Raw genomic sequence first — 11,129 nt, forward strand, 5'->3', positions numbered from 1 at the left:
GAAGGTGCCGCCGAGTGCAAGCGATAATTGGCTTATGCTATACGAAGCAATGGGCTGGAAATGACAGGTTGATGTTGAAAGTCAGGAGGAATGAAAATTTTCTGCAACATCTGCAAAGTAGCTAAGTAGACGGTTATCACCTGAAGACATACGTTGGTGAGCCGGTGTAATCAGGCCCATCAACATGAATCTGCCTGACTCCCACATATGTTCGGTATAAATCAGGTAATGATCGCTGGTCCGGTGGTAGTTCTCTTGACGCTCTCGCCAGTTCTTTTCGTAATGCAGATTAACGTGTATGTGGTGAACGTTAGCGTCAACCGCAAAGGGCGGAAAGTCAAAAGGTGCGTCCCGTCCAAGGAGATCGGAAGGCGCACCTGTTGATTTGTAAGTGATAAATTCAGATTTAAGCTGAGGTTCGAGGCCGGGATGAACGCTAAAAGTGGGAAGGAAGAACGCATCCCATGTAACATTGCTGTATTCAGCCGTTACAGCCATCTGGACGCAGCCTTGTTGCCGGTTTCAAGCAAATGCTGCATCGCCACGAAATCCACTCCTGAGTCTCGCGGACTTGTCTTACGCGTAAGTTGATCAATGAGGCTAAGATAATTTTTTGTAGCCAAACTGACCATCCTGATGGCTTTTACAAACGCAAATTCCACAGAACCTTTGTCATACGCCATGATGATATCTTTTTCGGGCAGCATCAGGACAAAGGATTCTGCGATACCTGCGGCATAGATAGTTTGGCTCGAAAGCTGCATCGCAAGTTTAGCTGCGGCGTCGAAGTCGCTATCCGCATACCGCGCGAGCTCAGCGCGGCTTGACCGCAGATCTTCAGCAATATCATTAAGTGCCGCTGTAAGCTCGCTAATATCGGTCTTGTTAACTTTAGCGCCCATCGCGTAAACCCGTTCGACAATCGTAGGCTGACACGCAACCGCTTTAGGTTGCGGCTGGAGACTGACAATAACCAGTGCCACTGCTGCCTGCAAATGCTGAATTTTGAATGTCACGATAGACTCCCTAATCGTCATTTCTCGACGAGGCGTAAATTCTACTACTCAATTTAACTATAAGCTAAAAGAAGTTCGCTGGAGAGAGCCCGGCAAGACAGATCGGGCCATCATATGATTACACCGCCTGCTCGTGATGCGAGGCGCGGGAGGCCAGCGGCAGCCAGCAGAGGACAATCAGCAACCCCATTAAGGTCATCAGCAGCCCGAGGCTCGCCTGTCCGTTTTGCGGCATCATCGCCGAGAGCCAGGCCAGTGCGCCGGAGCCGATATTCTGCAGACCGCCCACCAGCGCCCCGGCGGTGCCGGCGAGGAACGGGAAGGGCTCCATCGCGCCGCTGGTCGCCAGCGGGAACAGCATCCCCGCGCCAAAGAAGAACAGCGCCGCCGGGATCAGCAGGGTCCAGACGTTCATCACTCCGAACAGCCCCGGGATCCACATCATCAGCCCTGCCAGCAGGCAGCTCACTACCGACTGCCACATCAGGGTGGTGAAGCGTTTATTGGCGCGTCCGGCAAACCAGGCGCCGAAAAACGCCGCCGGGATCGGCAGGATAAACAGAATACTGACCACCATGCTGCTGAGGCCCAGCCCGGCACCTAACAGCACGCCCGAACTGGCTTCGAAAACTGCGATGCCCGCCAGGCCGCCCACCAGCATCAGCACGTAGCAGTTGAAGGCCCCGTTGCCGAAGAGGATTTTGTAGCTGGTGATAAGTTTAGTGCGCGGCGCTTCGGCAGGCCGGGTTTCCGGCATCCAGCGCGCCATGCTGAAGGTGACAATGATGCACAGCACCAGCAGGAAGCCGTAGCAGGCCCGCCAGGACCATAGGGTATCCAGCATGCCGCCAATCAGCGGGGCCAGCAGCGGGCTGACCAGAATGCCCATGTTCAGCAGGCTGTTGGCATGGCGCAGCTGGGTGCCCTGATACATATCGCGTGGCAACGTGCGCGCCATCACCCCGCCGACGCCGGTGCCGACGCCCTGCAACGCGCTGGCGGCAATCAGCACGCTCAGGCTGTGGGTCGTCATGGCAATCACCGTGGCGATCATAAAAATTGTCATCCCGACCAGGATCACCGGGCGACGGCCAACGCGATCCGAGAGCGGGCCGTAGAACAGCTGCGAGACGCCGTAGGTCAGCAGGTACGCGCCCATCACGCTCTGCACCGCGCCTTCACGAACGTGGAGTGCCTTCGCCATGTCCGCAATGGCCGGGATATAGATGGTTTGCGCCATCTGACCGACGGCGACCAGCAATATCAACATCAAGAGTAAATTAACGTTCCGCTGTCTTTTCATGTCGCTGAATAATTTTGCCAAAAGTGATAAATAAAGAGTAAGTGACTGCGCATTCCCATAAATGCGCGAGGAATCTACCACAGTGAGAGGGCAAGTTGAGTATTGCGGTGATGAATGGATAAGCGGAAAAAGGCAGGATTTGTAAACAAGATCGGCAACTAATATTGCCAGCGATTCAGGCCAGGCGCAGCAGAATAGCACCCCCTGCAATACCCAGCGCCGCCGCGATACGCAGACCCATAACCTTCTCTTTTAAAAGCACAAAGGCAATAAGCGCCCCAAAGAGTATCGAGGTTTCACGCAGCGCCGCGACAACAGCCAGCGGCGCCTGGGTCATCGCCCAGAGTGCCAGACCGTAAGAACCCATTGTACCGATGCCACCGAGCAGACCTTTTTTCCAGTGCAGGCGCAGGTAGCCAGAGGCTTCACGGCGACGCGCCACCATCGCCCAGACGAGCAGGCAAAAACCATTCATAAAGAAGGTCCACAGCGTATAGCCCAGCGCGGTTTCCGACAGCCGCACGCCGGTGCCATCCACCAGCGTATAGCCCGCGATAAAACAGGCATTCAGCAGCGCCAGCCAGATCCCTTTGCGCGACTGCATGCGTCCGTTCAGCGCCATGATCAGTATCGACAGGCAGATCACGCCGATGCCGGACCAGGCGAGCCACGAGAGATGATCGCCGAGCAACAGCGTGCCGATCAGCGCCACCAGCAGCGGTGCGGTGCCGCGCATCAGCGGGTAGGTCTGACTCATATCCGAGACCTGATAGGTCTTCGCGACCAGAACGGTATACACCACCTGTAAGGCGCAGGAGACCATCAAAAATGGCCAGCTTGCCGCCGAGGGTTGCGGTGAGAACGGGAGTAACACCAGGGCGATAAGGGTTGCGGAACCGCTCACGCTAATGGCGGAGTAGAGCTTGTCCGTTCCGGCTTTAACGATGGCGTTCCAGCTGGCATGCAGCAGCGCGGCGAACAGCAGAATGCAGAAAACGGTAAGGGTCATGGCGTGTCTGACAATGTATTGTCACAAGAATGTAACATTCACCGCCGGATGCTGCCAGCTGCTTAAACCGCACAAAAAAGGCGATGGGTGACGCGCGGTTCATCCGCGACCAGCGTAAAGCCAGCCCGCTGGTAGAATGCCCAGGCGGTGTGGGGCGCATGGGTATTGAGAAAATCGAACCAGACGCTGGCATCGGCCATCACCACGGCGAGCAGCTGCCCGCCGATACCCAGCCCACGACAGCTTTCGCTGATATAGAGATGACGAATGCGACCGGCCCGCGGCTGCTGGCTGAACGGATCGCGGTTTAGCCCGCAAATCCCCACCAGTTTGCCGTTCAGAAAGGCACCCAGCAGCTTTTCTCCCGGGGCGTTAAAACGGTTTTCACCTCGCTCCCAGTTCTCTTCCAGCCGACGCAACATATTAAAATTGAGCGCAGTGCTCTCGGTTTTGAGCGCGATATACCCCGGTTCGTCCGGCGTGACAGGCTCAATTAATAAACGCAACATAGCATTCCCTCGTTATTAAAGAGGGGCGGTTTCCCGCCCCTCTCAGGTGCGGCTTGAACCTGAATCACTTAACGTATTTCAGGACAGCATCAAGCAGTTGCAGTGCTGCAACAATGAGTTTGAGGATAAGTACAACCATATCCACTACGCTCATACGCGTCTCCTCTGGTTAAGGAGCACGGTGCTGGCGTACCTTTCCGCCGCCTGTAACCAGCACCTTTGTTGATGTAACACAGTGTGCTCAGGTGGGGAGTGGAGGCGCTGACGGCACCACCCGTTTCAGCCAGGACTTCGTTGCGCCGGTGTACTACGAGCGGCTCCCCTCACACCCTGTGAACACACCCAGTATAGATAAATACTGTATATATGAACAGTAATTTATGGACAAAACGTGAAGCGGGAGCCATACTCAAAGGCGTCAAAATCCGTGCCGTAAATTGCGCGTTCCCGTGCGATCGCGTATACTTCGTGCGTTGATGTAACACAGTGTGCTCTGCGGTCACCAGCCGCAAACGCTGTAAAAAAACCTCGCTCCGGCGGGGTTTTTTGTTTTCATCACCCGACAAGCGAAACGTGATCCCTGGCGCATTTTCAGGCAGATGAAAATAATTCCGTTGTCACGCCTGTAAACCTGTGCTTGTATAAATCCACTCAATGATTCCAGAGACAGGTTCCTAATGAACGCTTCCATGCTGACCTCGACCCTACTAAAAACTGCGCAACCAGCCGCAGTGGTCGTCGTGCGTGTGGTGGTGGTCGTCGGCAATGCGCCGTAGGGACTGAATCAACACACGATTCCAAACCCCGCCGGCGCAAACCGGCGGGGTTTTTCGTTAAAAGCCCCCCGGAAAGTCGGCCCAGAAGAAAAGGACTGGAGCATGGCAAGTTCGGGCACAACATCACACAAGACGCGTTTCACAGGCGCGCAGTTAATCGTTCATCTGCTGGAACGTCAGGGCATTACCACGGTAGCGGGTATTCCTGGCGGGACGGTACTCCCGCTGTATGACGCCTTAAGCCAGAGCACGCAGATCCGCCACGTGCTGGCGCGTCACGAGCAGGGCGCAGGCTTTATCGCCCAGGGCATGGCGCGTACTCAGGGCAAACCGGCGGTCTGTATGGCCTGTAGCGGGCCGGGTGCCACCAACCTGGTGACCGCCATCGCCGACGCGCGTCTCGACTCAATCCCGTTAGTCTGCATTACCGGCCAGGTGCCTGCCTCGATGATCGGCACCGATGCGTTTCAGGAAGTGGACACCTACGGCATCTCTATCCCCATCACCAAGCACAACTATTTAGTGCGCGATATCAGCGAATTACCGCAGGTTATCAGCGATGCGTTCCGTATCGCCCAGTCCGGCCGTCCGGGCCCGGTGTGGATAGACATTCCTAAGGATGTGCAGACCGCTGAAATTGAGATCGACGTGCTGCCGGAGCCCGGCACCCGCGCGCCATCGCCAGCCTTCAGCGTTGAGAGCGTGCGCGAGGCGGCGGCAATGATCAACGCCGCACAGCGCCCGGTGCTCTATCTGGGCGGCGGAGTGATCGACGCGCCTGACGCGGTGCGCGCCCTGGCCGAGAAAGCCAGCCTGCCGACCACCATGACCCTGATGGCGCTGGGTATGCTGCCAAAAGCACACCCGCTGTCGCTGGGGATGCTCGGGATGCACGGCGCGCGCAGCACCAACTTTATTCTGCAGGAGGCGGATCTGCTGATTGTTCTCGGGGCGCGTTTTGATGACCGGGCGATTGGCAAAACCGAGCAGTTCTGCCCGAATGCCAAAATCATTCACGTGGATATCGACCGCGCGGAGCTGGGCAAAATCAAACAGCCGCACGTGGCGATCCAGGGCGACGTCAACGAGGTGCTGGCGCAGCTGCTGCCGCACATCGACGCCACCCCGCGTAGCGCGTGGCATCAGCAGGTATCCGGTTTGCAGCAGGAGTTCCCGGGTGCCATCCCGACTGAAGGCGATCCGCTCAGCCATTACGGGCTGATTAACGCCGTGGCTGCCTGCGTGGACGACAGCGCCATCATCACCACCGACGTGGGCCAGCACCAGATGTGGACTGCCCAGGCCTACCCGCTGAACCGTCCGCGCCAGTGGCTGACCTCCGGCGGGCTGGGAACCATGGGCTTTGGCCTGCCTGCGGCCGTGGGCGCGGCGCTGGCGAACCCGGACCGCAAGGTGATCTGCTTCTCCGGCGACGGCAGCCTGATGATGAACATTCAGGAGATGGCCACCGCGGCCGAAAACCAGTTAGACGTGAAAATCATCCTGATGAACAACGAGGCGCTGGGCCTGGTGCATCAGCAGCAGAGCCTGTTCTACAAGCAGGGCGTCTTTGCTGCCACCTATCCGGGAATGATTAACTTTATGCAGATTGCTGCCGGTTTTGGTCTGCACACCTGCGATCTGAATGCCGAAGAGGATGCCCACGCGGCGCTGCAGGCGGCGATCTCACGCCCGGGCCCGGCGCTGATCCACGTCCGTATCGATCCACAACAAAAAGTCTATCCGATGGTCCCACCCGGTGCGGCCAATACTGAAATGGTGGGGGAATAAGCCATGCAAAAACAAAATGATAACGTCATCCTGGAGCTGACCGTCCGCAACCATCCTGGGGTCATGACCCATGTCTGCGGGCTCTTTGCCCGCCGGGCGTTCAACGTGGAGGGCATTCTCTGTCTGCCGATTCAGGGTAGCGAGCACAGCCGTATCTGGCTGCTGGTGAATGACGATCAGCGCCTTGAGCAGATGATGGCGCAGATCGACAAGCTGGAGGACGTGGTGAAAGTGGTGCGTAACCAGTCCGATCCCACCATGTTTAACAAAATTGCGGTGTTCTTCGAGTAACTTACTCCCCGGCGGCGTCCGGGGTGATTATCTTCACAAAGCCGTTCCGGCAGTGGGCCGGATAGTCTGCCGGAAGCGGGCGGTCGCTGATCAGCACATCAAAAGCCGATAGCGGCCCGATGCTGGCGGGGGCCACTTCATCAAACAGGGCGTAGCGGGCCAGCAGGATCTTGCGGATGCCGTGCTGAATGGCCTTGCGCTTGGTGGCCAGGTCGTCGAGGTTAAACCAGGTCACGCCATAGTGCTCATGCACGCCGCTGGCGGAGATAAACACCTTACGCGGGTTCAGGGAGTCCAGTACCGACGGATTGCTGGTGTCGTAAAATGCATCGCTTTTTGCCCGGTAGGTGCCGCCGCACAGAATGGCGGTGGCGTTGGGCTTTTCATTCAGCGCCATAAACACGCGATGGGAATAGCAGATGCCGGTAAAGGTTATGTCGTCGGGGATCATGCTAATCACCAGCGGCATTTCCGGCCCGTTATCGAAAAAGACCAGATCGTTCTCCGCTACCATCCCGGCCGCCAGAATGGCGATGGGCAGATCGTCGGGGTGGTGCGTCTGGCTGCGTACCACGGGTGCCGCGGGCGCGGTGGCCGGTTTGTTGACCATCACGATGTAGCCGCCCAGCAGCGTCAGGGGGAGCACGACGTCATGGTTATCCGGGCTGAGATCGCGGCGGATGGTCATGACGGAGACCTCAAGCATCCGGGCGGCCTCTTTCAGGTGAATGCGGTCGGTCTTCTTTAACAGCTCCACCAGACGCCGGATTCGTTCTTTTTGCTTCGTCTCCATTCACCCTCTCCGCACTTTTTGATGTTCCTGAAATCACATTAATGATGCATCAGGAACATTTTTGATGCGACATACTATACTGCCGCCCGGCAGGAAAGAAAAGCCACTTCTCCATCTGTGTGCAACCTTCAATGCACTGTAATTTATCGTTTTATTTTCAAATTGCGTCGTTGCATCACACTTTTCACGCCCTGTGTCGCTCAAACATTAATCAGCCTGGCGGATCCGCTAATCGCGATCGCAGTCACAAATGATACGGAAATAACATGATAATGTTACGATAATATCATTGTTATGTGATTGTTTCAGAGAGGTAGTAAACATGGATATCGCGGTTATCGGCTCCAACATGGTGGATCTCATCACCTACATTAATCAGATGCCGAAGGAGGGCGAAACCCTCGAAGCGCCAGCGTTTAAAATCGGCTGCGGCGGCAAAGGGGCGAATCAGGCGGTGGCGGCAGCCAAGCTCAATTCGAAGGTGATGATGCTGACCAAGGTCGGTGACGACATTTTTGCCGATAACACCATCCGCAATCTGGAGTCCTGGGGCATCAATACCACCTATGTGGAAAAAGTGCCCTGCACCAGCAGCGGCGTGGCGCCGATCTTTGTGAACGCCAACTCCAGCAACAGCATTCTGATTGTGAAGGGGGCCAATAAATTCCTCTCGCCGGAAGATATCGACCGCGCGGCAGACGATCTGAAAAAGTGCCAGCTTATTGTGCTGCAACTCGAAGTGCAGCTGGAGACGGTTTATCACGCCATCGAGTTTGGTAAAAAACACGGTATTCAGGTGCTATTAAATCCGGCCCCGGCATTACGTGAATTAGATATGTCCTATGCCTGTAAATGTGATTTCTTCGTGCCGAATGAAACCGAGCTGGAAATACTGACCGGGATGCCGGTGAATACCTACGAAAATATCTGCCTTGCCGCCCGCTCGCTGGTGGATAAAGGGCTGAACAATATTATTGTCACCATGGGTGAAAAAGGCGCGCTATGGATGACCCGCGATCGGGAAGTTAAGGTCCCGGCATTTAAGGTCAATGCCGTCGATACCAGCGGGGCCGGGGATGCCTTTATCGGCTGCTTCGCCCATTACTACGTCCAGAGCGGCGATGTTGAAGCCGCCATGAAAAAAGCCTCCCTCTTTGCCGCTTTTAGCGTCACCGGGAAAGGCACCCAGTCGTCTTACCCCAGCATTGAACAATTCAATGAGTATCTGGCATTGAACGAATAATAAAACCCTGCGAAATAAAAGGTAGCACTATGAACGATAAAAACATCATTCAGATGCCTGACGGCTATCTGAATAAAACCCCTCTGTTCCAGTTTATTTTGTTATCCTGCTTATTCCCGTTATGGGGATGCGCTGCTGCTTTAAATGATATTTTAATTACGCAGTTTAAAAGTGTCTTTGCACTCAGTAATTTTGCCTCGGCGCTGGTGCAAAGCGCGTTTTACGGCGGCTATTTCCTTATTGCTATTCCGGCCTCGCTGGTGATTAAAAATACCAGCTATAAAGTGGCGATCTTAATTGGATTAACGCTCTATATTGTCGGCTGCACGCTCTTTTTCCCCGCCTCGCACATGGCAACCTACACCATGTTCCTGGCGGCGATTTTTGCTATCGCCATCGGCCTGAGCTTCCTTGAGACCGCGGCGAATACCTACAGCTCAATGATTGGCCCGAAAGCCTACGCCACCCTGCGTCTGAACGTCAGCCAGACCTTCTACCCGATTGGCGCGGCGGCGGGCATCCTGCTGGGTAAATATCTGGTCTTCTCCGAAGGTGACAGCCTGGAAAAACAGATGGCGGGCATGAACGCCGAGCAGATCCACAACTTTAAGATCCTGATGCTGGAGAACACCCTCGAGCCCTACAAGTACATGATTATGGTGCTGGTCGTGGTGATGGTGCTGTTCCTGCTGACCCGCTTCCCGACCTGTAAAGTGGCGCAAACCGCAACGCACAAACGCCCGTCGGCGATGGATACCCTGCGCTATCTGGCAACTAACGCCCGCTTCCGTCGCGGTATCGTGGCCCAGTTCCTCTATGTGGGCATGCAGGTTGCGGTGTGGTCGTTCACCATCCGTCTGGCGCTGGAGCTGGGGGACATCAACGAACGCGACGCCTCCAACTTTATGGTCTACAGCTTTGCCTGCTTCTTTATCGGCAAGTTTGTCGCCAACATTCTGATGACCCGCTTCAACCCGGCGAAGGTGCTTATTCTGTATTCGGCGATCGGCGCGCTGTTCCTCGCCTACGTGGCGCTGGCCCCGAGCTTTAGCGCGGTCTACGTCGCGGTGCTGGTGAGCATTCTGTTCGGGCCGTGCTGGGCCACCATCTACGCAGGCACCCTCGATACCGTGGACAACGAGCATACTGAAATGGCCGGGGCGGTTATCGTGATGGCGATTGTCGGCGCGGCGGTGGTGCCTGCGGTGCAGGGCTATGTCGCGGATCTGTTCCACTCCCTGCAGGCCTCGTTCCTGGTCTCGATGCTGTGCTTTGTCTACGTGGGCATCTACTTCTGGCGTGAGAGCAAAGTGCGCCGCGAGCTGACCGAAGCCACCGCTTCCTGAGGAGGATCACCATGACGCAACTTCCCCTGTGGCGCGCGCTCTTTACCGAACAGCCGCGCACCCTGCTGCAAAACGATGACTTCACGGTGACGGCGTTTCGCTACGCCAGCGGCGTGGAGGGACTGCGGGTGCAAAACAGCCGCGGTCACCTGGTGATCCTCCCCTGGCTGGGGCAGATGATTTGGGATGCGGAGTTTGATGGCCGCGATCTGACGATGCGCAATATGTTCAGCCAGCCAAAAGCGGCAAAAGAGGTGGTCGAAACCTATGGCTGCTTCGCCTTCCACTCCGGCCTGCTGGCAAACGGCTGTCCGTCGCCGGAAGATACCCACCCGCTGCACGGCGAAATGCCCAGCGCGCCAATGGATGAGGCCTGGCTGGTGCTGGACGGTGACAGCCTGACGGTGACCGGGCGCTATGAATATGTGATGGGATTCGGTCATCATTATCAGGCCCAGCCGGCGGTGACGCTGCGTAAAGACAGCGCCCTGTTTGATATCGTCATGTCGGTGACCAATCTGGCGACGGTGCCGATGCCGCTCCAGTACATGTGCCACATGAACTATGCCTGGGTTGAGGGGGCGACTTTCAGCCAGAACGTGCCGGATGAGGCTATTCAGCTGCGCGAGTCGATCCCGGCCCACGTGAAGCCGACCGAACAGTGGCTGGCGTTCAACCAGCGTATCCAGCAGGGCGAAGCGACCCTGACGACCCTCTCTGAACCGCAATTCTACGATCCGGAGATTGTCTTCTTCACCGACCGGCTCGATCGCTACACGGATAACCCGGAATTCCGGATGATCGCCCCCGATGGCGTCACCTTTGTGACCCGCTTCGCCAGCGCCGAGCTGAACTACGCCACCCGCTGGATCCTCTACAACGGCGATCAGCAGGTGGCAGCCTTCGCCCTCCCGGCCACCTGCCGCCCGGAAGGGTTCCTGGCGGCGCAGCGCAGCGACAGCCTGATTATGCTGGCCCCGGCGCAAACGCGACGTTTTACGGTGACCACCGGCATCCTCTGACGGTGTAAATCGTTCATAGCTTGAACAGCA

The 11,129-nt window shown here is 56.6% G+C and carries 13 protein-coding genes; 6 read left to right on the top strand and 7 right to left on the bottom strand.

The window, feature by feature from the left end; genetic code table 11:
- Nucleotides 1–81 precede the first annotated feature (81 nt).
- The 6 genes from WFO70_RS17880 to tisB all read right to left on the bottom strand — a co-directional run bounded on the left by WFO70_RS17880 (nucleotide 82) and on the right by tisB (nucleotide 3,991).
- Nucleotides 82–498 (bottom strand): type II toxin-antitoxin system YafO family toxin, encoded by a 417-nt coding sequence (locus WFO70_RS17880; RefSeq protein ID WP_337018023.1) that lies wholly within the window; start codon nucleotides 496–498, stop codon nucleotides 82–84.
- Nucleotides 489–1,016: a hypothetical protein gene (locus WFO70_RS17885; RefSeq protein WP_337018024.1), complete on the bottom strand. Its 528-nt coding sequence runs from the start codon at nucleotides 1,014–1,016 to the stop codon at nucleotides 489–491. Before WFO70_RS17885 ends, WFO70_RS17880 begins: the two co-directional genes overlap by 10 nt.
- 118 nt (nucleotides 1,017–1,134) lie before the next feature.
- Nucleotides 1,135–2,319 carry a multidrug efflux MFS transporter EmrD gene (gene emrD / locus WFO70_RS17890; protein WP_337018027.1) on the bottom strand — a complete coding sequence of 395 codons (1,185 nt, stop codon included), beginning with the start codon at nucleotides 2,317–2,319 and terminating at the stop codon, nucleotides 1,135–1,137.
- Between the two features lie 175 nt (nucleotides 2,320–2,494).
- Nucleotides 2,495–3,328, bottom strand: coding sequence for an EamA family transporter (locus WFO70_RS17895; protein ID WP_337018029.1), 834 nt, complete (start codon nucleotides 3,326–3,328; stop codon nucleotides 2,495–2,497).
- Nucleotides 3,329–3,390: 62 nt separating this feature from the next.
- Entirely contained in the window at nucleotides 3,391–3,837 is a 447-nt protein-coding gene (locus WFO70_RS17900) for a GNAT family N-acetyltransferase (protein ID WP_337018031.1), read from the bottom strand.
- Between the two features lie 64 nt (nucleotides 3,838–3,901).
- Nucleotides 3,902–3,991, bottom strand: a complete 90-nt coding sequence (gene tisB, locus WFO70_RS17905; protein WP_039032257.1) for a type I toxin-antitoxin system toxin TisB — start codon at nucleotides 3,989–3,991, stop codon at nucleotides 3,902–3,904.
- 523 nt (nucleotides 3,992–4,514) lie between these two features.
- On the opposite strand from tisB, the gene ivbL reads away from it, so the two are divergent.
- The 3 genes from ivbL (at nucleotide 4,515) to ilvN (ending at nucleotide 6,695) form a co-directional block, all read left to right on the top strand.
- Entirely contained in the window at nucleotides 4,515–4,613 is a 99-nt protein-coding gene (gene ivbL, locus WFO70_RS17910) for an ilvB operon leader peptide IvbL (protein WP_337018032.1), read from the top strand.
- Nucleotides 4,614–4,715: 102 nt separating this feature from the next.
- Nucleotides 4,716–6,404: an acetolactate synthase large subunit gene (ilvB, locus tag WFO70_RS17915; RefSeq protein ID WP_337018033.1), complete on the top strand. Its 1,689-nt coding sequence runs from the start codon at nucleotides 4,716–4,718 to the stop codon at nucleotides 6,402–6,404.
- Between the two features lie 3 nt (nucleotides 6,405–6,407).
- Nucleotides 6,408–6,695, top strand: coding sequence for an acetolactate synthase small subunit (gene ilvN, locus WFO70_RS17920; RefSeq protein ID WP_039032259.1), 288 nt, complete (start codon nucleotides 6,408–6,410; stop codon nucleotides 6,693–6,695).
- Between the two features lies 1 nt (nucleotide 6,696).
- Here the strand turns inward: ilvN and WFO70_RS17925 are convergent, their stop codons facing one another.
- Nucleotides 6,697–7,488: a DeoR family transcriptional regulator gene (locus tag WFO70_RS17925; protein WP_337018035.1), complete on the bottom strand. Its 792-nt coding sequence runs from the start codon at nucleotides 7,486–7,488 to the stop codon at nucleotides 6,697–6,699.
- A gap of 322 nt (nucleotides 7,489–7,810) precedes the next feature.
- On the opposite strand from WFO70_RS17925, the gene rbsK reads away from it, so the two are divergent.
- From rbsK to WFO70_RS17940, 3 genes are read left to right on the top strand one after another with little or no spacing between them, the layout of a single operon-like run.
- A complete protein-coding gene (gene rbsK / locus WFO70_RS17930; protein ID WP_337018036.1) occupies nucleotides 7,811–8,731 on the top strand; it encodes a ribokinase in 921 nt (306 codons plus the stop codon).
- A gap of 29 nt (nucleotides 8,732–8,760) precedes the next feature.
- Nucleotides 8,761–10,077: an L-fucose:H+ symporter permease gene (gene fucP, locus WFO70_RS17935; RefSeq protein WP_337018038.1), complete on the top strand. Its 1,317-nt coding sequence runs from the start codon at nucleotides 8,761–8,763 to the stop codon at nucleotides 10,075–10,077.
- An 11-nt stretch (nucleotides 10,078–10,088) separates the two neighbouring features.
- Nucleotides 10,089–11,099: an aldose 1-epimerase family protein gene (locus WFO70_RS17940; RefSeq protein WP_337018040.1), complete on the top strand. Its 1,011-nt coding sequence runs from the start codon at nucleotides 10,089–10,091 to the stop codon at nucleotides 11,097–11,099.
- Nucleotides 11,100–11,129: the final 30 nt, after the last annotated feature.

Origin of the sequence: Leclercia sp. AS011, from assembly GCF_037152535.1 — a bacterium.
Classification (GTDB): domain Bacteria; phylum Pseudomonadota; class Gammaproteobacteria; order Enterobacterales; family Enterobacteriaceae; genus Enterobacter.

Excerpts from the sequence above, each read along its gene's own strand:
- WFO70_RS17880 (WP_337018023.1), bottom strand. The coding sequence starts at position 498 with ATGGCTGTAACGGCTGAATACAGCAATGTTACATGGGATGCGTTCTTC.
- emrD (WP_337018027.1), bottom strand. The coding sequence starts at position 2,319 with ATGAAAAGACAGCGGAACGTTAATTTACTCTTGATGTTGATATTGCTG.
- WFO70_RS17895 (WP_337018029.1), bottom strand. The coding sequence starts at position 3,328 with ATGACCCTTACCGTTTTCTGCATTCTGCTGTTCGCCGCGCTGCTGCAT.
- WFO70_RS17900 (WP_337018031.1), bottom strand. The coding sequence starts at position 3,837 with ATGTTGCGTTTATTAATTGAGCCTGTCACGCCGGACGAACCGGGGTAT.
- tisB (WP_039032257.1), bottom strand. The coding sequence starts at position 3,991 with ATGAGCGTAGTGGATATGGTTGTACTTATCCTCAAACTCATTGTTGCA.
- ivbL (WP_337018032.1), top strand. The coding sequence starts at position 4,515 with ATGAACGCTTCCATGCTGACCTCGACCCTACTAAAAACTGCGCAACCA.
- ilvB (WP_337018033.1), top strand. The coding sequence starts at position 4,716 with ATGGCAAGTTCGGGCACAACATCACACAAGACGCGTTTCACAGGCGCG.
- ilvN (WP_039032259.1), top strand. The coding sequence starts at position 6,408 with ATGCAAAAACAAAATGATAACGTCATCCTGGAGCTGACCGTCCGCAAC.
- WFO70_RS17925 (WP_337018035.1), bottom strand. The coding sequence starts at position 7,488 with ATGGAGACGAAGCAAAAAGAACGAATCCGGCGTCTGGTGGAGCTGTTA.
- rbsK (WP_337018036.1), top strand. The coding sequence starts at position 7,811 with ATGGATATCGCGGTTATCGGCTCCAACATGGTGGATCTCATCACCTAC.
- fucP (WP_337018038.1), top strand. The coding sequence starts at position 8,761 with ATGAACGATAAAAACATCATTCAGATGCCTGACGGCTATCTGAATAAA.
- WFO70_RS17940 (WP_337018040.1), top strand. The coding sequence starts at position 10,089 with ATGACGCAACTTCCCCTGTGGCGCGCGCTCTTTACCGAACAGCCGCGC.